Raw genomic sequence first — 23,213 nt, forward strand, 5'->3', positions numbered from 1 at the left:
ATGGAATACAAGATTTATAAAGAAACGGATTTTAACAAATCGAACTGGACCGGTGGAACGACTACACAGCTGGCGATTTTCCCACAGGAATCCAGATACCTGGAAAGGAACTTTATTTGGCGTTTGTCCAGTGCGACGTGTGACTTAGAAGAAACGACCTTTTCTAAGCTTGCGGACTATGACCGGGTGCTGATGGTTCTTTCGGGAAACGCAGTGCTTGCCCATCAGGATGTGCGAGTTGCAAGACTGCAGCCTTTTGAACAGGATCGATTTGACGGTGCATATACGACTAAGAGCTTTGGCAAAATCACCGACTACAATCTGATGGTTAAAAAAGGAAATGAGGGCTTCTTAGATGTTATTATGGCGGAAGAGCAAAGTAAACCGCTGGATCGGGACTCCTATCCATCTTTCGAGCGCTATACGACAGCGCTATATTGCACTGAGGGTTTTGCAGCAGTGACTGTCTGCGGAGAAACCCTAATGCTTACTGCGGGGCAGCAGCTTGTGATCAACGACGAGAATCGGAATCCGGCGGAAGTTTCAGTGATGGGAGACGGCACTCTGATTCGGGCGCAGATATTCTACGACTATCATCCGGAGGAGATGGCGGCTACGGTGATTCCGAGGGAAAGAGTTTCCTTTGACGATTTTAAGACCTGCATTTATTTGTCCAACGTGCAGTTCCGCGGTGCCAAATATATTATAAAGAGTTTAAAAAATCAATGGTTTGATGAAGAACTTTCCAAGGCAATTCGGAAGCTGGAACAGTTTTATATTCCTTTCATTATTACGACTTTAGGGTTTTGCGCGATTCTGGGCATAGGATACAACAGATTTGATACGGTACTGCAATGGGTGCTGGCAATGGTTGGTTGGTTCTTGGCAGATATTTTACTCGTATCACCGCTGCTTTATCTTATGGTTGTTCCAAAGCCTGCAAGGAAGCACATTAAGGATGTAGCAAATCTGACGCCTTATGAGAAAAGGGTGCGGGAGAGGGAACTTTCTACCAACGAAAGAATGGATAAGCTCATGAAAAGGTATAAGACAGCAGGAATGCAGCGTTACGACAAAGATGGAAACGCATATATGATAGAGAAGGACGACTAGTGATGAGAAAAACGGCATGCCGCAGGGGGGGTCCTGCCCGGCATGCCGTTTTGAATTGCAGTTACGATTTTTATTTACTTCACAGTTACTTTCTTTGTTGTGATTTTACCGTAAATCTTTTCGCCCATTACATAAGTATACGGCGTAACTTTTACAGTGTATTTGCCTTTTGCCAGTTTCTTTGTGGTAAAGGATTTTGAGGTCTTGCTTAAGGAAGAAACTTTCTTGCCTTTTGCATTGTAAACGTGATAATAAAAGCCGCTTGCGTTGCTGTTTCCGCTGATTTTTACCGTGATTTTGGAAGTCTTCTTGGAAGCGGTCGCTGATTTAATCTTTGTGGTGCGGGCAAGAGCTGCCTTGTATGCCTTGATTGCATCCTTGCCGGCTTTTTCGATGGAAGCGGCAATATCTTTGGAGTTGTAAGCCTTGATTATACCGATTCTGCCTTCTGGCTTTGCATAAGTCTGACCGATTTTACCGCCTAAATCTTTTTCAAGATACTGAACCAGCGCTAGCGCGTCGGTGATGGATTCTTTGGTTACTTCCTTTGCACCTTTGAACATGGTGAAACCGTCGCCTTCCTGGGTAAGGATGTAAAGGCTGGAAGCTACGGTGTAGGTTTTAGCAGGATCAATTGCTTCACCGCCGACTTTCACGTTGGTGACTCTTCTTGCACCGCTTACTTCTACGAACATGCCGTTGTCATCAGTTACCACTGTGGAAGGGATGGTGGTATCGATATCGTAAGTCAGACCGGATACCTGCAGGAACCCGCCGCTTTCGGAAGGTGCGGATTTTGCGCCGTGTTCCAGTGCGTCAAGAATCTGCTGACCGGTAGCCTCGATAACGCCTAGCTGATTGCTCCAAGGGTTTACTGTGATGAGACTGCCATAGGTAACTTCGCCTTTTTTGATGGCTGCGCGAACGCCGCCTCCCTGAACCAGACCGATATCCGCACCAGTTACAGCGCGGTATGCATCAGCACAGAAGTTTCCGGCAGGGGCTTCCTGATTTCTTACCATTCTGTTGCCGTCAGCGTCATAGTCGTCTACATCGACTTCACAGGTGCCGATGACTTTCTCGGTTACAGCCTTCAGATTAGCGTTAATACCGCTGATAACAGCAGCTACAGCGCTGTCCTTTTTGGTATAGCCGGAAACCAGAGAAGCGGAAATTTGTCCGTCGGTCTTGATGATGACTTCGCCGATATAGGAAATTCCGGTGCCTGTCTGAGTTAGAATGACTTCTTTTCCGTCTTTTGCTTTGACTTTAGTATCTTGGATTACACTGTGGGAATGACCATCAATCATAACGTCGATTCCGCTGGTGTTAGCGATGACGTTTTCTGAAGTCCAAGGATTTTCGCTTTCACCGATACCAAGGTGAGCTACTGCAATGACATAGTCTGCGCCAGCTGCTTTAGCATCATCTACGGCATTTTGTACAGCATCATAAAGGTCTTTTCCATTGTTGCCGTCGCAGAAGCTGTAGATGTAGTTGCCATTTTCATCCTGAAAGAAAACAGGCGTGGATTTGGTGATAGACTCCGGCGTAGAAATGCCGACGAAAGCGACTTTTTTGTCGCCGTAGGTTTTCATTTCGTAAGGCTTGAATACCGATTTGCCGTCAGAACCCAGGAAATTTGCACTGATATAGGTGGCATTTGCCTTGGATACCAGCGTCAGGAATGTGTCCATGCCAAAGTCAAACTCGTGGTTACCCGGAATTGCGATATCGTAACCTGCCGCATTCATAATATCAATAATATAATCGCCTTTGGAAAGGGCACCGATGACATCACCCTGAATAGCATCACCTGCGTCAACTAGGGTTACATAGTCGGTTTCCAGAAGCTTGTCAGCCTTATAGGCGGCAACACCTGCAAAACCAAGATTTCCCTCTACATTGCAGTGGGTATCGTTGGTATGGAGAATGACGATATCTCCGGTTTTTGCCTCTGCTGCAAAAGCTGTCGCTGGCATCATTACTGTGATGAGACACAAGGACAGTAAAACAGCAAAAAGTTTTTTACTTTTTTTCATGGGAACGACTCCTTTCGTAATTTATGAAACTCAGGTTTAGAATTTTTTTAGCGCATTTAAGAATGCGTCTACGTCTTCTTCAGTTGTGCCCCAGGAGGTTACCAGCCTGATGACACGCTTGCCTTCTCCGGCAGCAGCCCAATCATAGAAGAAAAATTCTTTTTCCAGTTCTCTGACCATTTCGGTTGGAAAGATTGGGAAAATTTGATTGGTAGTAGAAGTGCCGTCGAATTCATAGCCGCAGGCAGCAATTCCTTCGCGCAGTTTCTTTGCCATAGCATTTTCGTGAGCGCCGATTTGGAAGAAAAGGCTGTTTTCGCCGCCTTCCAAAAGTGCTTCAAACTGCACGCCGATGAGTCTTCCTTTTGCCAGCATGCCGCAGTTTTGCTTAATCATCCAGCGGTAGTGATCGTTGATGTTTTCATCAAAGATAACAACAGCTTCGCCAAGGAGCAGACCGTTTTTTGTGCCTCCGATGTAAAAGGCATCAGTCAGTCTTGCGATATCCTGGATGGTAAGGTCGGTATCCTCACAGGTGAGACCGGCACCGAGTCTGGCGCCGTCCAGTCCGAGGTACATGTCGTGGGCATCACAGCATTTGCGGAGAGCCTCCAGTTCTGCTTTAGTGTAAACGGTACCGCTTTCGGTGGTGTGGGAAATGTATGCCATCTTAGGAACGACAGTGTGGTCATCCTCATATTCCAGCCATGCGTTGTCGATGAGTTCCGGCGTCAGCTTGCCGTCAACGCCGTCGACAGTCAGCACTCTATGTCCTGTAGCCTCCACCGCACCGCACTCGTGAGAGTAAATATGGGCAGCTCTGGTTGCAACGACAGCTTCCCAGGGCTTCAGTGCTGCAGCGATGGTGATGACATTGGTAGGGGTTCCGCCTACCATCATGTGAACTTCACAGTCCGCTCTGCCGATTAAATCTTTAATCATCTGTGCAGCGCGTTCGCTGTGTGGATCAAGGGCGTACCCGTCAGTATGTTCTAAATTGGTAGCAATCAGTGCATCCAGAATTTTTGGATGAGCGCCCTGACTGTAATCACTTCTGAAAAAAATCATGGGTTTGTTCCTCCTAGTCGGTAAGTTTTATCACGATAAAATATTCTAAATCCATTATAAAATATTTTCGGGGAGAATTCACTAGATTTTGGAAAAAATTTTGCAACTATATTCTGAAGTGAATATTTGGTTAGAATATATTTGAAATATAATGATAATTACTGTTGGAATATAAGTGTATAGCCTAAGAATAAAGTGGGAAAATTTATAAAAATATAACCTCGAGCTATTGACAAACAGGGATAGATATGCTAACCTTAAATCGTAATTTTAAAGGCAAAATCGTTGTGAAGCGATGACGCAAAGCTATAGGGCCTTGTAAAGCCAAGGCAGCCAGTTGCACCTTACAGTGAATAAAACTGTTTTATTGGAAGACTATAGCCTGATGCGTTGCGCACAAGGCTATTTTATTTTAAAATAAATTGTGATAAAATGATAAATGCAATAATTGGAAAGGATGAAAAAACGATGAAAAAGATTAGATTTTTAGCATTGACACTGTGCCTGGCACTGGTTGTTTGTATGGCAGGCAGCAGCTTTGCATTTGCCGGAGCAGAAGCGTCGCTGAAAGCACCGTCTTCCGTTAAGGCGATTTCCTCAGGAACAACAACTGTGAAGGTTTCATGGAGTAAGGTCAGTGGAGCTGAGAAATATCAGGTTTACCGCTATTACAGCAGTTCTAAAAGCTGGAAGAGAGTCCGCACTACAGCAAATGCGACAGCTTCTTTTATGGGTCTCGCAAAGAACACCACTTACAAATTTAAGGTACGCGCTGTTTCCGGCGACAGTAAATCGGATTACAGCAATGTAGTTTCTGCTAAGACCGGCGTTGTAACGAAGATTTCGCTGGACAGAAAAACCAAGCCGCTGTATGGTACTGCATCTTTTACACTGAAGGCAACAGTAACTGCGAAAGCGCCGTCAAAGACAGTGACATGGACAAGTTCAGACAAGAGCATCGCAACGGTCAGCTCTTCCGGAAAGGTAACCGCAAAGGGAAAAGGAACCGTTAAGATTACAGCAAAAGCGCATAATGGCGCTACCGCAAGCTGTCTGGTGACAGTAGGAACGAAATTCGACCAGACTTATCAAAAAGAAATGCTGCGCCTTGTTAACAATCTGAGAGCAGAAAAAGGTCTCAAACCGCTGCAGTACGCTTACAGCATTCAGGCGGCATCAGATTTGCGGGCACAGGAAGCCTGGGCCAATAAAGACATGGGGCATATGAGATATACAAAAAAAGGAACTGAAGGTGATTTCGATTCTGTGTATACGGACTTAGGATTGAAGCTCTCTTACCGGGGCACAGCTGAAAATCTGGCATGGCGTACAGATTCTTACAGTGATGCAAAAGCTGCGGCACAGGTGTATTTTAATCAGTGGAAAAATTCTAAGTATCACCTTGCCAATATGTTACATAAAAATGCGAAATCTATGGCAGTTTCTTATCACTATCAGAGCGGAAGAACTTTTGCTGCTGCTTCTGCGCAGCTTTTCCTGATGTAACTTGGATAGAAGTTTTGACTTGTGAGCCACCCTTCGGTGGCTCTTTTTTTGTGAAAAATTTATGAAAAACAACCTGAAACCATTTGAAAATACACGTTTGAAGGCTTGACAAAAATGTGCGGGGGGGGGGTATAATACTTTTGTAAATTCTAACGAGAAAATCGCCATTAGGCGGTGATAACGAGCTGCTTGCGGCAGCTTGGAAGCGGTAGGAGGTTTTTTATGAAAAGAATAAAGAAAGAGTGCATTGTTTTTTTGTGCTTGATGCTGATTCTTTGTGGAAATCTGGGCGTATTTGCGGCAGATATCATCATGAATCCGGGCGAAAGCTGGGGGGCTTACCAACAGCGTGTCTATAATGCACGAAAAACAGAGTTTGATGCGCTTCAAACAGCAAATGCGGGAAACACTGTTCCTGCAGATGAGGTATGGACGCTTAATGCGATGCAGGAGGCGACGGATGGAGACGGCAACGGACTTGTGGATGTGTATACGGCGGCGCAGCTTCGCTGGGCGCTAGTAAACAAGAAGTCTCTAGAACTGAAAAACGATGTGGACTTAGGCGGACGCAACCCTGCAAACAATTGGAGTCCGGTTGCTGATCCAGGCAGCATCACCATCGAAGGAAATGGACATACTATTTATAATATGTATACTGCCGGATCTGGCACGGTGGGTATGATTTCAACTGTAGGCAGAGCCAGCACAGGATTTAAAATGCAGAATCTTCGCTTCCGGTATTGCCATGTAGAATCTAGCGGGCAGTACTCGGGTGTAGCGGTTGGCTGGCTGCTTGCAGGTAAGATGAAGCAGGTATCCGTTGAGGATTCTATTGTTCATGGGGCGGCGCATACGGGCGGCATTGTCAGTGGATGGAACGGCGATGGCTCTACCTCTTTAGATAGTTTCTATGTGCATATGGATCAGTGCCACGTGCGCAATGTAACAACCTATGGGACAAGCTGTGTTGGTTCCTTTGTAGGTCCGGTTTCTGGATATAAGATTACCAATAGCTATTCTATTGACAGCTATGATATTTCTACATCATCGCATTCGGGAGGCTTTATATCCTGTCCGGGCAACTGCTGGATAGAGAACTGCTTCACGAATGTTAAGCTATATTGCAATACTGACGGCGGCGTATTCTATGGAATCGGTCATTATGCAAACCATTTTGAGAACTGTTTCGCCTCTGGCGTTGTAGAAGGAAGCAGCAATGTAGGTGGATTCTTTGGCAGAGATGAGCAGAATACCGATACTTGCATCAACTGTTACAGCACCTCCATGGTCGGTATGCAGAATACGGCAAGCACCATGGGAGGATTCTATGGAGGCGCTACAGGAGATACCAGAATACAGAACTGCTACAGTACCGGTGAGGTAGGGACGACAAAGACCAAGCCGGGAGCGAGCGGCTCAACATTAGGAGGTATCGGCGGAAATAATCCAGGTGCTGCAACTTTTAGTAATTGTTACTTTGATAAGCAAACATCCGGCATGGGCGAGTATGCAATCGGTACTTTAACCCATAATTCGTTTGCTGGAATCACTGGCTATCTGACTGGACAGATGATTGGCGATGCCATGAAGGAAGAATTCGGTACAGACGGAACCTGGACTTATCAGAGCGGTGTATATCCGCAGCTTTCCGTATTTACTAATCCGAGTGAAAGCTTCGGTAATGAAACAGACAGAGCAATCGCAAAGGCATATTCCGCGGCGTCTGTATGCACAGCACTGCTGCAGCCTTCTAACTTAGATAAGACACAAGAGGAACTTGAAAATTTCAGCACTACAGATTATGACACGGTACGTAATATTTCTGTATTGTTCCCACTGACCAACAACAGGTTGGCAGGTTATGACGGCAGTGGTTTCGATATTTCGTGGGAGACACGCGATGGCTACACTTGTCAGTTACCGGGGGACATGAACGGACTGCCGGTTATTACGCTGGATCCGAAGACTTATGAGACAACAAACTTCGCGCCTGGTGTGGGCTGGACTGACGTATCGGTTAGCACGGGCATCACCAATCCGCAGAACGGCGAAGAAATCGTGGGACAGCGCTTCATGCGTCTGGTGCCGACAACCGTTATTTCACTGGCCAATGGCAGCGCTGGGGTAGACCAATACATTTATGTTAAGAAAGACAATCGTTTGCCTGATGAAGCAACCAAGTACGACCACAGAGAAAGTGTTATCTTCGCACTGGGATCTGCGACTGATGTGGACACCGGAAGCATCAGGACTACGCCGTATCCGGCGGATGATACCACCTTTGGCTATGATGAAACAGGAACTCCTGTTGGCACAGAACTTACTGGTACGGGTACTGTGGGTGGTAAGGTTATAGTAAAGGTATCCAAACTGAATGAAGCAACCGGAAAGTATGAAGATCAGCATATTGAAAGCAACGAAGAGTTGCAGAAACTTCTGCTGAACCAGCGCAGTGCGGAAGAAAAGGACAAGGGCGTTTATAAGCTGCAGTATGAGTGGTATAAGTCTGGAAATTTAGAAGGCGGCTGTATCGTCAACAGTAAGACGCTGACCGTGCGCGAGGTACTGACTTTAGCTTATGATAAAAACTATCCAGAACCTACTGGGGGAACGCGGGTAGAAAAAGACGATTATCCTTATGTGGTTGGACAAAGTGTAAATGATGCGGCGCAGAACTTCCCAGAATCACCGGAAATGAAAGGGTATACTTTCATGGGCTGGTCTACTGACCCGAAGGCAAATCCGGAACGTTTTGATGCTTTTACAGCAGATACAAAGCTGAAAGACGATACTGTTGCCTATGCGGTCTGGAAGATGAACACTTATGATGTTACTACTGCAAAGACTGGTCAGGGCACTATCAGCAGTTCTGAAAGCTATAAATATAAAGAGAATGCTACAGTCACCTGGGAACCTGCAGAAGGCTGGCGTGTGAGCAGTGTTATGGTGGATGGAATCATTCGTGATGATTTGCTGCCTGCAGATGGCTGCAAATTTGTCAGCATAGACGCAAATCATAAGGTGCAGGTTCGCTTTGAAGAAGGTACTGCAGATGACGATGAGACTGCGGGAGGAAGCTTTGTCAGTGTTGCAACGTCAACAGAAGGTCTGGGAAGTATCAGTGAAGCAAAAACCTTGAAAAAGGGTGGCGATTATACAGTTTCCTGGAAACCTGCAGATGGCTGGAAAGTAAAAGAGGTATGGATTGACGGCGAAAATGCTGAGGCATTAAAAGATGTAGGCGAGATTGCTTTTCAGGATGCTGCGGTAAACCATACTGTACATGTTGTTTATGTTCGTGAAGATGGCAGCAGCCTGGATGCTGATCAGGTCTGCGTAGTTGAAACGTCTGTTGCCGAGGGTGAAGGTACGATTACGGCGACTGGACAGGTACAGAAGGGCGAAGACCATACTGTGACTTGGGAAGCCGGTAAAGGATATAAAGTTGTAGAAGTCACTGTTGACGGTGAGGTGCGGCCAGATTTACTGAATGCAGGAAATGTGACCTTTGAAGCTGTGGACAAAGACCATACAGTGCAGGTAAAACTGAAGAAAAAACCTTCTCTTATTATCATTGATCCGGACGATAATCCAGGCGGAGAGGAACCGGACGATAAGCCAGACGATAATCCGGATATTAACAAGGATACCGACGGAGACGGCAAACCAGACATTAACATCGATACTGATGGGGATGGTAAACCGGATGTAGACATTGATACCAACGGAGATGACAAGCCAGACATCAACATTGATACCGATGGAGACGGCAAGCCGGATATTAACAAGGATACTGACGGAGATGGCAAACCAGATGTAGATATTGATACCAATGGAGACGGCAAACCGGATATCAACAAAGATACCGACGGAGACGGCAAGCCAGACCTCGACATCGATACCAACGGAGACGGCAAGCCGGATGTCAATATCGACACTGACGGAGACGGCAAACCGGATATCAACGTTGATACCAATGGAGACGGCAAACCGGATGTGAACAAAGATACCGACGGAGACGGCAAACCAGATATTGATATCGATACTGATGGAGATGGCAAACCGGATATCAACATTGATACTAACAAAGACGGCAAGCCGGATCTTAATATCGACACCGATGGAGACGGCAAACCAGATATTAATATTGACACCGATGGAGATGGTATCCCTGACCTTAATGTCGACATCGATGGGGACGGCAAACCGGATACTAACATCGATACTGATGGAGACGGCAAGCCGGATGAAAACGTTAAAACGCCAAGTGAAATTGACAAACTGATTAAAGACAACAACAAGGAAGACCAAAACGCCGGAAATAAGACCAATGACGATGAGGAGGATGAACTTCCTTGGTGGATTCCAAGAACCGGTGATACGAGCAATATGCTTACTTGGTTGGCAATCCTTGCAACTGCATTACTGGCACTTACCGGTATGATAGCATGTGTGGAAAAAAAGCGTGAATCTAAATAAGATGGATTCCTGCAGGTAGGCAATCCTTTGAATGTTGTTTGTGAAGAGGCTGACTCATTTGTTTGAGACAGCTTCTTCTTTTATTGTGTTTATACAGAAAGATCCACATAACCACGTTTTATGTTTTGTATTATATTTCTGAAAAATACGATGATAGCACCAGAAAACGGGTTAGAATATATATGGAGTTAAAACTGAAAGGATATTGAAAAACGCAAATATGTCCTGATAATAAAAGTGAAGATTTAGTGAAAATGTAACCGAAAAATGCATGTAATCTATTGACAACGCGTATTAAATATGTTATTGTAAAAAAGTAATTTAAAAGGCAAAATCGTTGTGAAGCGATGACGCAAAGCTATAGGGTCTTGCAAGAAACAAGATAGCCAGTTGTACTTTACAGTTAACAGAATTGTTTAATTGGAGAATGATAGCTTGGCACGTTGTACGGCTATTTTTTTTGTCGAAAAACTGTAGTGCAATACAAAAAGAATTGATATTAAAAGTTTTAGAGAGGAAGAAAATGATGAAAAGATTCGGAACTTTTGTTTTAACTCTTTGTGTAGTGCTCACTGTCATTATGACAGCAGGTCAGGTGACCTATGCAGCAGAATCCGAACAAGGGGCGACAATGTATCCGCAGGCAGAAATCAAGGCGCCGACTTCTGTGAGAGCAATCACTTCAGGAACGCATACCATTAAAGTTTCCTGGAAAAAAGTAAGTGGTGCGGAAGAATATCAGATTTATCAACGTAATACCAAATCGAATACTTGGAGGAGGGTTCGTACTACTGAAAAAACAGCAGTGACTTTTACAGGATTATCCCAAAATACAACTTATAGGTACAAGATTCGTGCAGTTGATTCCGGAAAGGTTTCAGCATTTAGCAGCAATGTTTCTGCTAAAACCGGCGTAGTCACAAGGATTTCTCTCAGCAGAAAGACGAAGAGCCTTTATGGAAACGGCTCCTTTGTACTGAAGGCTACGGTGAGTGCGAAGGCGCCGGCTAAAACTGTCCGCTGGTCAAGCTCCGATTGTACGGTTGCAACAGTCAGTACCTCGGGCAAGGTCACTGCTAAGAGAAAAGGGATTGTAAGGATTACGGCAAAAGCGCATAATGGCGTTACCACATCCTGCTTGGTAACGGTAGGAACTGAGTTTGACAGAGCCTACCAGAAGGAAATGCTCAGACTGGTCAATGACCTGAGAAAAAAGAATGGGCTGAATTCTTTGAAGTACGCATATCACCTTCAGGCGGCAACAGACATACGTGCATATGAAGCCTGGGCATATAAGCAGATGGGACACATGCGCTATAATAAATATGGAAAAGAAGCTGCTTTCAATTCCGTCTACACAGATTTGGAGCTGAATCTTGACTATAACGGCACCGGCGAAAATTTGGCATGGCGCTCCAACTCCTTTAATGATCCGGTTGCAGCAGCACGTGCATATTTCGAGCAGTGGAAGAATTCTCCGGGGCATAGAGCAAATATCCTTCGCAAAGGCATCAAGTCTATGGCAGTGTCTTATCTTTATCAGAGCGGGAAAAAGTTTTCGGGCGCATCGGCGCAGCTGTTTCTGATGTAATAAAATTAGACTTTGTTTGAGAGCCGCCTTATATATGGCTGAAAGGAAGAAGACCGCGCGGTTATAAAAAAACTGCTGGACTTTTTCCTGTAAAAGTCGTATAATATTTCAGTAATATTATTTTATAAATTGCGCAAAGACATAACAGAAATAAGGAGAAGATGGCGAACTTTAGAGAGTTTCGGGATCTTGTGTATCCTTCTCACTAAAAAGCCAGATGCCTTATTTTTTTTAGTTTTTGCGTTTTGTTTTTTTGGAAGGAGTGTAGCTATGAAAAAATATATCTTTGTGACAGGCGGAGTTGTATCCGGACTTGGAAAGGGAATTACGGCGGCGTCCTTAGGTCGGCTTTTGAAAGCAAGAGGTCTGAAGGTGGCGGCACAGAAACTGGATCCTTATATCAATATCGACCCGGGCACCATGAGCCCTTATCAGCATGGAGAGGTTTTTGTCACTGAAGATGGTGCTGAGACGGATCTGGACCTGGGACATTATGAGCGGTTTATCGATGAAAACCTGAATAGGTTCAGCAACCTGACTACAGGAAAAGTCTACTGGAATGTGCTGAACAAGGAGAGAAATGGCGATTATCTGGGCAGCACTGTACAGGTTATTCCTCATGTGACTAACGAGATTAAATCGTTTATTTACAATGTTGGAGAAACGTCTTTAGCCGATGTAATTATTACTGAAATTGGCGGAACTGTAGGGGATATTGAGAGCCAGCCGTTTCTGGAAGCGATTCGTCAGGTTTCTCTGGAAGTGGGCAAGGAGAATTGCATCTTTATTCATGTGACCTTGGTGCCGTATATCAAAAGCTCCGGTGAACACAAGTCCAAGCCGACTCAGCATTCGGTTAAGGAATTGCGTGCGCTGGGGATTTCGCCGGATATCATCGTAATGCGGGTGGACGAGCCGGTAGACCAGGACATCATCGATAAAATCGCACTGTTCTGTAATGTGAAAAAGGACTGCGTCATTGAAAATATGACTTTGCCGACTTTATATGAAGCTCCTGTGATGCTGGAAAAGGCAGGACTCAGCTGGATCGTCTGCAGGGAGCTTGGAATTAACGCTGGTCCATGTGAGATGGAAGACTGGAACAAAATGCTGACACGGATTGAGAACAGAAGCAAGTCTGTGACTATCGGTCTGGTAGGTAAATATGTAAAATTGCACGATGCATATCTTTCTGTTGCTGAAGCCTTGCGCCATGGAGGTTATGAGAATGATGCCAGCGTCAATATCAAGTGGATTGATGCGGAGGATGTAACTTGTGAAAGCGCAGAATTGGTATTAGGCGATGTTGATGGGATTTTAGTGCCGGGCGGTTTTGGTAATCGTGGTATTGAAGGTAAAATCCAGGCAGCAAAATATGCAAGAGAAAAGAATGTGCCATACCTTGGCATTTGTCTTGGCATGCAGACGGCAGTAATTGAATTTGCTAGAGATGTTCTCGGCTACTCTGATGCGGATTCAGGAGAATTTGCAGAAAACGGTGCCCACAATGTTATCGACTTGATGGCGGATCAGCAGGGTAATATTCCTAAAGGCGGTACTATGCGTCTTGGCGCTTATCCTTGCAAAATCCGGGAGGGCACTGTGCTGGAAAAAGCCTACGGCACATCTGAAATCAGCGAACGTCATCGCCACAGATATGAGTTCAATAATTCTTATAGAGAGGAAATGGAGACAGCGGGAATGACGATAGCTGGCACTTCCCCTGATGGCAGACTGGTAGAGGCAGTGGAACTGAGAGACAGAAAGTTCTTTGTCGCCGTCCAGTATCATCCGGAATTTAAGTCAAGACCCAATAATGCACATCCGCTGTTCAGAGAATTTATCGCAGCAGCGGTGAAATTTTAATTATGGGACGTGTTCTAGGTGAGCAAGAGGAACGTTTTATGTGCAATGCACTTGAAATATAATAGAAATAAGCATATAATAAGAATATATCAAGGGAGGTGTTTTTATGGCGAAGAAATGTAATTTAACATTACGCATTGAGCCAGAGCTAAAGGCGCAGGCAGATGAGTTATTTAAAACCTTGGGATTAGATTTAAGTACAGCTACAGGACTTTTTTTCCGGCAGGCACTAATGCACCATGGGTTACCTTTTCCGGTAAAAGTTGTAGAACCAAATGATACTACCTATGCGGCAATGGAAGCAGCCGAAAATGGAGAAGTTTATGGTCCTTATGATAATATGGAAGATTTGATGGAGGCTTTGAATGCTTAATGTCAAATTTACTGCACAATTTAAAAAGGACTATAAGTTGGCAGCTAAGAGAGGTTGTGACCTTAAAGAAATGATTCAAGTAATAGATCTTTTACGAAATGAACAACCTTTACCGGAGTCCTATCACGATCATGCGTTAGTTAACTCAAGGTACTATAAAGGAATGCGAGAGTGTCATATTCAACCGGACTGGTTATTAGTCTATAAAATTGTGCAGGATACATTAGAACTAAGACTAATCCGAACAGGCTCACATAGTGATTTGTTTTAAAGATTAAATAATAAAAAAGCAGGAAATCCCTGCTCTGACTGTAGACAAAAGCCTAAATCCCTTAACAGGGATTTAGGCTTTTTACCACCCTTTTGAAGGGTGGGCATGATTTAAAAGATTATCCAATTATGTTATTCATCCTGATGACTGTACTTTTCTCTGGTGGCAAGACCGCCTCGTATATGTCTTTCGGCTTTATTGACGTCCAGTACGGTTTTTACCTGTGCGGCAAGCGAAGGACTGATTTCCTGCAGCCTTTCTGTAACGTCTTTGTGTACAGTACTTTTGCTGACTTTGAATTCTTTTGCAGCGGCTCTGACTGTCGAATTGGTCGAAATAATGTAGTTGGCCAGCGAAAGTACTCTCTCCTCTATGTAATCCTTCATAATAAACACCGCTCCTTAAACTCAAGTTAGAACCAATATATGCAGGGAAGAGAAGGGATATGCAAAAGAATTCAGATTATAAAGCCGCTGATGGAAAGTGGTTGCCAATCAATAGAAAGAAACGGGAGGCAGCTGGACCAAAGCCTATCAGAGGTTAGAGTTTTTCTGTCCATCTTTGTATGTGAGCCCAGAAATCTGCGGCAGCAGCCGACAGCAGAGAGAGATCTTTGCATGCCATACCGATTTGGCGGTATCTGGGCGGGGCTAAAGGAACGGCAATAATTTTTCTGTCAAAACCGCGGAGCATCATTTGGGACATCAGACTGGTACCGAGTCCCTGTTCTACCATGGCGATGACTGCATGGTCGTCGCTTTCGATAAAGGCAGGATTAAGGGTAATGCCGCTTTGCGTAAGAACTTCTGTAATTTCATCGTCAACGCCTTCGTTTAAAGCAATGTAAGGAAGTGTTTTCAACTCTTCTAAAGAAAAATATGTTTGATTTACCTGCGGGGCTTCTGCAGAAAATACGCCGACGATAGGATCCTGATAGAGAAATACTTCGCAGCAATCTTCGGCGGTAGGGTAGCGAGTAAATCCGATATCTACCTGATTATTCTGTACCCATTCTACAATTTCATCGTTGTTTCCATGCAGCAGCTGAAAACGGATACCGGGATGCAGCTCTGTAAATTCTTTGATGATACCAGGCAGCCACTGTGCTGATACACTGTTGAAGGTGCCGATGGTAATCAGCCCTAAGTTCAGATTTTTAATTTCTGCGGCACATTGCAGCAGGCGGCGCTGTTCATTGAGGAGCGCCTGAATATGGGGCAGAGCCAATTTTCCTTCCGCAGAAAGACGCACGCCGCGGCGATCCCGAACTAAAAGCGGAAAGCCGAGTTCTGCTTCTAGGGAATTTAGCATGCGGGTCAGTCCCGACTGGCTATAGCCAAGTTCTTCGGCAGCAGAAGTCAATGTACCGCTTTCTAAGACTTTCAGTAAAACTTCGTATTGGATGATTTGCATGGGTGCCTCCTTTTCTTGCCTTGTCTAAAATTGCATTTATATAATGATAAATCATGGAACGGATATAAACTATTATTTTAAGTTATGATACTTTTAGTATATCGCCGCAAGAGAATAAGTCAATACTTAACTGAAACTTGGCTTTGTATCTTTTCTGGTTTTGCGGGAAAACTTAACATGAATTTAACATTAAAATTCTGGCTTTTTAAGCAGGCTTATAGTAGACTTGAAGCAAAGGAGAACTGCGAGATGATTTATTTGGTAGAAGATGATGACAGCATTCGTGAACTGGTGCTGTATACATTAAATAATGCAGGTTATGCGGCAAAGGGGTTTGCTGTGCCGTCTCTGTTTTGGGAGGCGATGGAGCAGGAACTTCCTCAGCTGATTCTGCTGGATATTATGCTGCCCGAAGAAGACGGACTATCTGTTTTAAAAAGATTGCGCGCATCTGTGAAAACTGCCAGAATGCCTGTCATGATGCTGACAGCAAAGGGAACGGAATATGACAAAGTGATTGGACTGGATTACGGTGCAGATGATTATATGCCGAAACCTTTCGGCATGATGGAACTGCTTGCACGCATCAGAGCGCTTCTACGCAGAGCATCTGCTTTGGATAAGCAGGAAGAGTATCGAATCGGCAATCTTTTTCTTTCTGTGTCAAAACACATCGTTTCAGTAGATGGAACAGAGACAGCGCTGACGCTGAAAGAGTTTGAACTTCTCGCTTTGCTGATGAAGCAGCAAGGGCATGTGTTTACCAGAGATCAGCTGCTATCCAGGATTTGGGGATACGGCTTTGATGGAGAAAATAGAACAGTAGATGTACATATCCGGTCATTGCGCCAGAAATTAGGCGCCTGCGGACATTACGTCGAGACCGTAAGGGGGCTGGGTTATAAAATTGGAGAGGTAAAGGATGAAGAATAGAATTTTCAGAGGGATTTTTTCGGTGGCAATCCTGGTCTGGATATCATGTCTGGTGCTTATTTTAGGCGCACTGTATCTGCAGTATAATGAGCAGTATGCGCAGGAGCTGCGCATGCAGAGCCGCCTTGTGGCGCAAGCCTTAGAAACAGGTGGTACTGGTTATTTTGACGGATTGAGCCTTGCGGAAAATCACAGAATTACTCTGATTGCCGCAGATGGAACAGTGGAATACGATTCTTCTGCGGGGAAACAGGAGATGGAAAACCATAAAGACAGGCCTGAGGTAAAAGAAGCGGAGAAGTCAGGCTATGGAGAAGCGGTTCGTTACTCTAAGACATTGGCGGAAAAAACCATGTACTGCGCTGTTAAGTTGTCCGATGGCAGTGTGCTTCGGGTTTCTCAGGTGCAGTTTACAATTTTTACGCTGATTTTAAGCATGCTGCAGCCTATTTTGATTGTTTTACTCATGGCGGTGCTGCTGTCCGCCATGCTGGCGGCGAGGATTGCCAGAAGAATTGTAGAACCGCTGAATCAGATTGACTTAGCACATCCGCAGGAAGCGCAAACTTATGCGGAGGTGCGCCCTTTGGTGCGGCGTATTGCGGAACAGAAGCAGGCTCTTGACAGCAGAATTAGCAGGCTAGAGACTGATGTGGACGAAAAGACTAAGGAGGCGGAATTTCGTAAAGAATTTACTGCTAATGTGTCCCACGAACTAAAAACACCTCTGACCTCCATCAGCGGTTTTGCGGAAATTATAAAAGCCGGCATGGTGAAAGAAGAGGACATTCCTCGGTTTGCCGGCCGAATTTATGATGAAGCGCAGAGGCTGATTATGCTGGTGGAGGATATCATCAAACTGTCCCAGCTGGACGAAGGTCGGATTACCGAAAAGAAAGAACAGATTGATTTGTACCTGCTTTGTCAAAACGTGCTGAGCCATTTGGATAAAGCCGCAGAAGACAGGAAGATTCAGCTGAAACTTATTGGAGAATCCCTTTATATTGAGGCTGTCATGCAGGTTGTGGAAGAAATGATTTATAATCTCTGCGACAATGCGATAAAGTATAATCGAGAGGGTGGCAGCGTGACGGTTTCTGTTATGGAAAAGGATGGAAGACCAACCGTATCGGTGTCAGATACTGGTATTGGAATTGCAGAAGATGAACTGGAGCGAATCTTCGAGCGATTCTACAGAGTCAATAAGAGCCATTCTAAAGAAATCGGCGGCACAGGTCTGGGGCTATCCATTGTCAAACACGGCGCAGCATATCATGGGGCACAGGTTCAAATAGAAAGCAGACTCGGCGTTGGTACACATATTTCGATACAATTTTAAACAGAATATGAGATAGAGAGGAAGGGATATTTATGGATATATTTTCGCTGATTTCGCTGCTCGGCGGACTGGCGCTGTTTCTTTACGGAATGAGCCTGATGTCATCTGGGCTTGAAAAACTGGCAGGCGGTAAGCTGGAGGGCATTTTGAAGAGGATGACAGCAAGCCCGCTTAAAAGCCTGTTTCTGGGAATCGGTATCACGGCGGTAATTCAGAGTTCTTCAGCTGTAACCGTTATGCTGGTGGGGCTTGTGAACTCTGGCATTATGGAACTGGCTTCTACCGTAGGCGTTATTATGGGATCGAACATTGGCACTACTATTACGGCGTGGATTCTCAGTCTGGTCGGTGTAGAAAGTGATAATGTGCTGATAAAGCTACTGAAACCGGAATCCTTTTCGCCGGTACTGGCGTTGATCGGTGTGATTCTGATGATGAGTGCGAAAAACAGCAGGAAGAAAGATATCGGAAGCATTCTTGTAGGATTTGCAATCTTAATGTACGGTATGAATTTTATGAGTGGTGCGGTAAGCCCTTTGAAAGATATGCCGGAATTTACATCAATCTTAACCGCATTTACCAATCCGATTCTGGGAATTGCAACTGGTATTTTATTGACTGCAGTGATTCAAAGTTCATCGGCATCGGTGGGTATTTTGCAGGCGCTGTCATTGACGGGCAGTATTTCCTACGGAATGGCAATCCCTATTATCATGGGTCAAAATATCGGTACCTGTGTAACGGCACTGATATCCAGTATCGGCGTAAACCGCAATGCAAAGCGGGTTGCAGTGATTCATATTTCATTTAATATTATAGGAACTGCCATTTGTCTGCTTATCTATTTTGTGGCTCACTATCTGGTAGAACTGCCGTTTCTGACAGAGGTAATTGGTCCTGCGGGTATTGCGGTGGTGCACAGTATTTTCAATATTACAACTACGCTGCTCCTGCTGCCGTTTACGAAGCTTCTTGTAAAGATTGCAGAACGCAGTATCAAGGAAGAGCCGGAGACTGAAATTGCATTTCTTGATGAAAGACTTTTAAATACACCGTCTATTGCAGTGCAGGAATGCGGACAGATAACCATAGAAATGGGACATATCGCAAAAGAATCAATTCTTAATGCCATGGAACTATTTTCTCATTATGACGAGAAAAAGGCGCAAAAGGTCATTAAGCTGGAAAAAGAAGCAGATATCTATGAAGATCGGCTTGGCTCTTATCTCGTAAAGCTGTCAGCCTGTGCTTTATCTGATGCAGATAGTAATTCTATATCCAAAATGCTTCATGTGATTGGAGATTTTGAACGAATTAGCGACCATGCGGTGCATATCATGGAAGCAGCAAAAGAAATGAAAGAGAAAAAACTTGTCCTTTCAGAAAGCGGCAGACATGAGCTTGAAACTGCTACGGCAGCAATTCGTGAGATTATGGGGCTTGCAATTATAGCGTTTGACGGAAATGATATGGAGTCAGCATATAGGGTGGAACCGCTGGAGGAAGTCATCGGAGATTTGGCAGAAGAGGTGAAGCAAAATCATATTTCGCGTCTGCAGAGCGGGGTTTGCACTATTCAGCAGGGCTTTGTTCTTTCTGACATCATGACCAATTATGCCAGAGTTTCCGCTCACTGCTCAAATATTGGCGTTGCAGTAATTGAACTTTCTCAATCGTCCTTTGCTGCCCATCAGTATTTGGGGAAACTGAAGACGATGGATGATCCTGCATTTAAGGAAATGTTCAGGGAATACAGGCACAAATATGCCCTTTAAATGCTGCAGCAGAATCTTAATGAATCTTAAGATGGAAAATATGTGCAATTGCATTGAAAAAACTTCAAAAATTGTATATAATATTTGCATATATCGTTTTGGATTCTTCGTAGAATTTATTTGACTGGCGTATATTGTTGGCTTTGTCTGCAAATGCTATAGAGAAATAATCGCGGAGAGGTAGATTTTAGAGAAAAGGAGTATGCAAATGGCAAGTGAAGTAGGAATAGACTTAGGGACAGCCAATGTTTTAGTATATATAAAAAATAAAGGAATCGTGCTCAATGAGCCTTCTGTTGTGGCAATTAATAAGGATACAGACGATATTTTGGCAGTGGGTGAAGAGGCAAGACAGATGCTTGGAAGAACGCCTGCTAATATCATTGCGGTAAGACCGCTGCGCGACGGTGTGATTTCTGATTATGATATTACAGAAAGAATGCTGAAATATTTTATAAAAAAGACCTGCGGCAGCGGCAGATTTTTCAAGCCTAAAATTATGGTCTGCGTACCGAGCGGCGTGACAGAAGTTGAGAAGCGAGCGGTCAGAGAAGCGGCAACGCAGGCAGGCGGCAAGGATGTGTATCTGATGGAAGAGCCGGTTGCGGCTGCCATCGGTGCAGGTATTGACATTTCACAGCCTGACGGTGTTATGGTCATCGATATCGGCGGCGGTACGACGGATATTGCTGTTATTTCTCTTGGCGGCATTGTTGCAAGCACTTCCGTTAAGATTGCAGGGGACAAGTTCGATGACTCCATTATTAAATATATGAGAAAAGTACACAAGCTGTACATTGGGGAGAGAACCGGGGAAGAAATCAAAAAGACTATCGGTACTGCGTATCCAAGAGAAGAGAATATGACGATGGAATGCAGAGGCAGAGACTTGGTAACCGGTCTTCCAAAGACTGTTGAAGTTAGCTCCGAAGAGATTATGGAAGCGCTGGAAGAGCCGCTTCATACAATCTGCGAAGCAGCACACAGTGTGCTGGAGCAGACACCGCCTGAACTGGCTGCAGATATCAGTAACTCTGGCATTGTCATCACCGGCGGCGGCGCATTGCTTTACGGCATTGACAAGCGTATCGAAGCGCGTACTGGGATCAAGGTGCGTATTGCTGACGACCCGACTTCTTGTGTTGCCATTGGCACAGGTAAAGCACTCAATGAACTGGAATCGCTGGAAGGCAATTCCCTCAATAGGAGAGCGCCTTATCTATAATGGTTCTGCCCCACGAGAGGAATCGCGAGTGGCAAGGCAGACCTTATGCTTTTGTGACCCAAGAACGAAGTGATTGGCAAGGCACAAGTCGTATAATGGAGTTGTCCCAATTTGCGAAGAAAATTGATGGAAACTCCTTATGCTTTTGTGACCCAAGAACGAAGTGATTGGCAAGGCACAAGTCGTATAATGGAGTTGTCCCAATTTGCGAAGAAAATTGATGGAAACTCCTTATGCTTTTGTGACCCAAGAATGAAGTGATTGGCAAGGCACAAGTCGTATAATGGAGTTGTCCCAATTTGCAGAGTAAATCACGTTTATCCAAAAGTCCTGCACGGATCTGCACCGCCTCTTTGCGGCGCAGCTTTGTACGGGATTTTTTGTGCTCTTATCATAAGTGATACTTATGATAAAATAAGAATCATTCGTTTTACTTAATATAATAGTTGTGATATGATAATGACAACGAAAGAAAAACAGCGCTGCAATTGATGGGATGATGGCATTCATTTTTGCTATCTGTCCGACACTGGCAGACATGGTGGAAATTCAACCGATTTCAAGAGAAAATTTGGGCAATTTACTGCAGTCACGGAGTAATCCAAATCTTAAGGATTAAAATAAATGCATAAAAATCGAGAAGAGTTGTCTCAATATAAAATGAGACAGCTTTTTTCGGCTTTAGGCCAGTGCTTGCTTGAAGCAGTTAGCTTGACAGGTTTGTGTACGGGAATAAAATAAGAATCAAGCTATACCGAGGATTTGTCACGCGCCATATTTGACCTTGATTTCTGTATACATGGCGCGGACCTATGAGAAAGTGCCAGATAGAAAAGCTTTTTTAGAAAAAATGGCGGCAGCAGAAAGAAATGCAGCTCAGATAGTCGAAAAAACTTTAGCATCCTACAGTAAAATATCAAAAAAGCACGTATCAGGCGGCAGGCGCACGCCAGTTTTTTAGAAAATGAATCCCAATATGGCGTTTGGCGAATGGCTGGCGCCATGTATACAAAAAAACGCTTTGAATATGGCGGTTTCCATGGGGTAAACGCCGGATATACAAAAAAATCCTGCGATTATGGCGCGCCGGTTTCTCCGCAGCATGAACTACCGCATACCAATCAGATTCAATCAGATTCAATCAGATTAAATCTGATTGAACTTCATCCCGACATTTGATTTGGACCTTTTTTAGCCCAATATCATTTTTACTGCAAGGGGACAGTCTCAAAAGTAAGGAAATGAGATTGTCCCCTTTCGTTAGCTGAATTTCAATACAGGGTCATTTTGGAGTGTCCTGAAACTCCGGCTGCGACAGAAAAAATTTGAGAAATTTTCTTGCAGCAAGAGGCATCGTATCCCAGTTATGCCAGCAGGCAGACAAAAGACGAGTAGGTTTTTCCTCGATTTCTCGTATAACAATATTAGCGTTTGTATTGGCAAGGAATACTCGATCTATGATGGATACGCCTAGTCCCTGTTCGACCATGATGATAATACTGTTGTTATCATAAAGGTGAAATTCAATGTTTGGTATAAGTCCTGCTTCTGAGAAAAAATGAAGCGGGAGACTGAACTTGCCTTCGTCATCAATAATAAAGGGTTCTGTAGCAAGCTCTGCTAAGGTTACAGTCTTTTTCTCAGCTAATGGATGGCCCGCAGGCAGAATGGCAACAAGTTCCTGCTTGTAGAATGTCTTAATTGGTAAGCCCGAAGCTGCACTCGGTGTAGTAAAGCCAAAATCAACCTGGCGATTTTTGACCTGCTGGATAATATCTTCATAATCACCTTGATGCAGCTCGAATTTAACAGTCGGATATTTTTCCTTAAAGGCTTTCATGACCAGCGGCAGATAATATCGGCTGATACTAGTGTAGGTGCCAATGCGGATCAGACTGTTTTCAAGCCCTTGCATTTCGGAATATTTTCGTTCAAGAGACTGTTCTGCATTGTAAATTTCCTGCAGATAGGGGAAATATCCTTGGCCGTCACGGGTAAGCCTGATACCACCTTTTTCGCGGGTCACAAGGGTAGTGCCGAGTTCTTGCTCCAGTGACTTGACCGATTGGCTGATAGCGCTTTGAGAGTAGCTGATTTCCTCTGCTACCTTGGTAAAACTGCCGCACTCTATGACTTTGCAGAAGATTCCATATTTGGATATCATAAAAAGCCTCCTTCAAGTTTCGGATAAAAGATTTCATTGTATTTATTATATTGGG

At 44.4% G+C, this 23,213-nt stretch carries 18 protein-coding genes and 2 riboswitches; of the genes, 13 read left to right on the top strand and 5 right to left on the bottom strand.

Features of this window, described 5'->3' with window-relative positions; translation table 11 throughout:
- Positions 1 to 1,113 carry a HutD/Ves family protein gene (locus tag NFR88_RS06750; protein ID WP_251614410.1) on the top strand — a complete coding sequence of 371 codons (1,113 nt, stop codon included), beginning with the start codon at positions 1 to 3 and terminating at the stop codon, positions 1,111 to 1,113.
- Between the two features lie 74 nt (positions 1,114 to 1,187).
- On the opposite strand, the gene NFR88_RS06755 is transcribed toward NFR88_RS06750, so the two are convergent.
- Together NFR88_RS06755 and NFR88_RS06760 are read right to left on the bottom strand one after the other, a co-directional pair.
- Positions 1,188 to 3,155 carry a bifunctional metallophosphatase/5'-nucleotidase gene (locus NFR88_RS06755; protein ID WP_160200880.1) on the bottom strand — a complete coding sequence of 656 codons (1,968 nt, stop codon included), beginning with the start codon at positions 3,153 to 3,155 and terminating at the stop codon, positions 1,188 to 1,190.
- A 36-nt stretch (positions 3,156 to 3,191) separates the two neighbouring features.
- Complete coding sequence (locus NFR88_RS06760; RefSeq protein WP_161908864.1) at positions 3,192 to 4,223, bottom strand: threonine aldolase family protein; 1,032 nt, start codon at positions 4,221 to 4,223, stop codon at positions 3,192 to 3,194.
- A 265-nt stretch (positions 4,224 to 4,488) separates the two neighbouring features.
- Positions 4,489 to 4,568, top strand: a riboswitch (cyclic di-GMP riboswitch).
- 123 nt (positions 4,569 to 4,691) lie between these two features.
- Between NFR88_RS06760 and NFR88_RS06765 the strand changes: the two genes are divergently transcribed.
- The 6 genes from NFR88_RS06765 to NFR88_RS06790 all read left to right on the top strand — a co-directional run bounded on the left by NFR88_RS06765 (position 4,692) and on the right by NFR88_RS06790 (position 14,309).
- A complete protein-coding gene (locus NFR88_RS06765) occupies positions 4,692 to 5,729 on the top strand; it encodes an Ig-like domain-containing protein (protein ID WP_251614413.1) in 1,038 nt (345 codons plus the stop codon).
- A 222-nt stretch (positions 5,730 to 5,951) separates the two neighbouring features.
- Complete coding sequence (locus tag NFR88_RS06770) at positions 5,952 to 10,208, top strand: InlB B-repeat-containing protein (protein WP_251614416.1); 4,257 nt, start codon at positions 5,952 to 5,954, stop codon at positions 10,206 to 10,208.
- 317 nt (positions 10,209 to 10,525) lie between these two features.
- Positions 10,526 to 10,606, top strand: a riboswitch (cyclic di-GMP riboswitch).
- Positions 10,607 to 10,731: 125 nt separating this feature from the next.
- Positions 10,732 to 11,799 carry a CAP domain-containing protein gene (locus tag NFR88_RS06775; RefSeq protein WP_160202602.1) on the top strand — a complete coding sequence of 356 codons (1,068 nt, stop codon included), beginning with the start codon at positions 10,732 to 10,734 and terminating at the stop codon, positions 11,797 to 11,799.
- Between the two features lie 270 nt (positions 11,800 to 12,069).
- Positions 12,070 to 13,665 carry a CTP synthase gene (locus NFR88_RS06780; RefSeq protein WP_251614419.1) on the top strand — a complete coding sequence of 532 codons (1,596 nt, stop codon included), beginning with the start codon at positions 12,070 to 12,072 and terminating at the stop codon, positions 13,663 to 13,665.
- A gap of 106 nt (positions 13,666 to 13,771) precedes the next feature.
- Positions 13,772 to 14,038 (top strand): type II toxin-antitoxin system RelB/DinJ family antitoxin, encoded by a 267-nt coding sequence (locus NFR88_RS06785; protein ID WP_160202604.1) that lies wholly within the window; start codon positions 13,772 to 13,774, stop codon positions 14,036 to 14,038.
- Positions 14,031 to 14,309, top strand: coding sequence for a type II toxin-antitoxin system YafQ family toxin (locus NFR88_RS06790; protein ID WP_251614422.1), 279 nt, complete (start codon positions 14,031 to 14,033; stop codon positions 14,307 to 14,309). Before NFR88_RS06785 ends, NFR88_RS06790 begins: the two co-directional genes overlap by 8 nt.
- Positions 14,310 to 14,440: 131 nt before the next feature.
- Here the strand turns inward: NFR88_RS06790 and spoIIID are convergent, their stop codons facing one another.
- Positions 14,441 to 14,695, bottom strand: a complete 255-nt coding sequence (gene spoIIID, locus NFR88_RS06795) for a sporulation transcriptional regulator SpoIIID (protein WP_160202606.1) — start codon at positions 14,693 to 14,695, stop codon at positions 14,441 to 14,443.
- A gap of 154 nt (positions 14,696 to 14,849) precedes the next feature.
- Entirely contained in the window at positions 14,850 to 15,722 is an 873-nt protein-coding gene (locus tag NFR88_RS06800; RefSeq protein WP_160202607.1) for a LysR family transcriptional regulator, read from the bottom strand.
- Between the two features lie 177 nt (positions 15,723 to 15,899).
- Between NFR88_RS06800 and NFR88_RS06805 the strand changes: the two genes are divergently transcribed.
- From NFR88_RS06805 to NFR88_RS06825, 6 genes are all read left to right on the top strand, one after another.
- Positions 15,900 to 16,655, top strand: a complete 756-nt coding sequence (locus NFR88_RS06805) for a response regulator transcription factor (RefSeq protein ID WP_330588325.1) — start codon at positions 15,900 to 15,902, stop codon at positions 16,653 to 16,655.
- Positions 16,645 to 17,994 (top strand): sensor histidine kinase, encoded by a 1,350-nt coding sequence (locus tag NFR88_RS06810; RefSeq protein WP_251614425.1) that lies wholly within the window; start codon positions 16,645 to 16,647, stop codon positions 17,992 to 17,994. Before NFR88_RS06805 ends, NFR88_RS06810 begins: the two co-directional genes overlap by 11 nt.
- Before the next feature lie 32 nt (positions 17,995 to 18,026).
- Positions 18,027 to 19,769, top strand: coding sequence for a Na/Pi cotransporter family protein (locus tag NFR88_RS06815; RefSeq protein ID WP_160202609.1), 1,743 nt, complete (start codon positions 18,027 to 18,029; stop codon positions 19,767 to 19,769).
- Positions 19,770 to 19,971: 202 nt separating this feature from the next.
- Positions 19,972 to 20,994, top strand: coding sequence for a rod shape-determining protein (gene mreB, locus NFR88_RS06820; RefSeq protein WP_161908857.1), 1,023 nt, complete (start codon positions 19,972 to 19,974; stop codon positions 20,992 to 20,994).
- Between the two features lie 496 nt (positions 20,995 to 21,490).
- Entirely contained in the window at positions 21,491 to 21,613 is a 123-nt protein-coding gene (locus NFR88_RS15045) for a hypothetical protein (protein ID WP_285813818.1), read from the top strand.
- A gap of 371 nt (positions 21,614 to 21,984) precedes the next feature.
- Complete coding sequence (locus tag NFR88_RS06825) at positions 21,985 to 22,173, top strand: hypothetical protein (RefSeq protein ID WP_251614428.1); 189 nt, start codon at positions 21,985 to 21,987, stop codon at positions 22,171 to 22,173.
- A 103-nt stretch (positions 22,174 to 22,276) separates the two neighbouring features.
- Here NFR88_RS06825 and NFR88_RS06830 read toward each other — a convergent pair whose 3' ends face one another.
- Positions 22,277 to 23,158: a LysR family transcriptional regulator gene (locus NFR88_RS06830; protein ID WP_251614430.1), complete on the bottom strand. Its 882-nt coding sequence runs from the start codon at positions 23,156 to 23,158 to the stop codon at positions 22,277 to 22,279.
- Positions 23,159 to 23,213 lie beyond the last annotated feature (55 nt).

The organism is Senimuribacter intestinalis (genome assembly GCF_943192965.1).
Classification (GTDB): Bacteria; Bacillota; Clostridia; order Peptostreptococcales; family Anaerovoracaceae; genus Senimuribacter; species Senimuribacter intestinalis.

Bases quoted from the DNA above. Each gene is read 5' to 3' on its own strand.
- NFR88_RS06805 (WP_330588325.1), top strand. From the start codon at position 15,900: ATGAATTTAACATTAAAATTCTGGCTTTTTAAGCAGGCTTATAGTAGA.
- NFR88_RS06785 (WP_160202604.1), top strand. From the start codon at position 13,772: ATGGCGAAGAAATGTAATTTAACATTACGCATTGAGCCAGAGCTAAAG.
- NFR88_RS06765 (WP_251614413.1), top strand. From the start codon at position 4,692: ATGAAAAAGATTAGATTTTTAGCATTGACACTGTGCCTGGCACTGGTT.
- NFR88_RS15045 (WP_285813818.1), top strand. From the start codon at position 21,491: ATGATGGCATTCATTTTTGCTATCTGTCCGACACTGGCAGACATGGTG.
- NFR88_RS06775 (WP_160202602.1), top strand. From the start codon at position 10,732: ATGATGAAAAGATTCGGAACTTTTGTTTTAACTCTTTGTGTAGTGCTC.
- NFR88_RS06815 (WP_160202609.1), top strand. From the start codon at position 18,027: ATGGATATATTTTCGCTGATTTCGCTGCTCGGCGGACTGGCGCTGTTT.
- NFR88_RS06790 (WP_251614422.1), top strand. From the start codon at position 14,031: ATGCTTAATGTCAAATTTACTGCACAATTTAAAAAGGACTATAAGTTG.
- mreB (WP_161908857.1), top strand. From the start codon at position 19,972: ATGCAAATGGCAAGTGAAGTAGGAATAGACTTAGGGACAGCCAATGTT.
- NFR88_RS06755 (WP_160200880.1), bottom strand. From the start codon at position 3,155: ATGAAAAAAAGTAAAAAACTTTTTGCTGTTTTACTGTCCTTGTGTCTC.
- NFR88_RS06770 (WP_251614416.1), top strand. From the start codon at position 5,952: ATGAAAAGAATAAAGAAAGAGTGCATTGTTTTTTTGTGCTTGATGCTG.
- NFR88_RS06780 (WP_251614419.1), top strand. From the start codon at position 12,070: ATGAAAAAATATATCTTTGTGACAGGCGGAGTTGTATCCGGACTTGGA.
- NFR88_RS06760 (WP_161908864.1), bottom strand. From the start codon at position 4,223: ATGATTTTTTTCAGAAGTGATTACAGTCAGGGCGCTCATCCAAAAATT.
- NFR88_RS06825 (WP_251614428.1), top strand. From the start codon at position 21,985: ATGGCTGGCGCCATGTATACAAAAAAACGCTTTGAATATGGCGGTTTC.
- spoIIID (WP_160202606.1), bottom strand. From the start codon at position 14,695: ATGAAGGATTACATAGAGGAGAGAGTACTTTCGCTGGCCAACTACATT.
- NFR88_RS06750 (WP_251614410.1), top strand. From the start codon at position 1: ATGGAATACAAGATTTATAAAGAAACGGATTTTAACAAATCGAACTGG.
- NFR88_RS06810 (WP_251614425.1), top strand. From the start codon at position 16,645: ATGAAGAATAGAATTTTCAGAGGGATTTTTTCGGTGGCAATCCTGGTC.
- NFR88_RS06800 (WP_160202607.1), bottom strand. From the start codon at position 15,722: ATGCAAATCATCCAATACGAAGTTTTACTGAAAGTCTTAGAAAGCGGT.
- NFR88_RS06830 (WP_251614430.1), bottom strand. From the start codon at position 23,158: ATGATATCCAAATATGGAATCTTCTGCAAAGTCATAGAGTGCGGCAGT.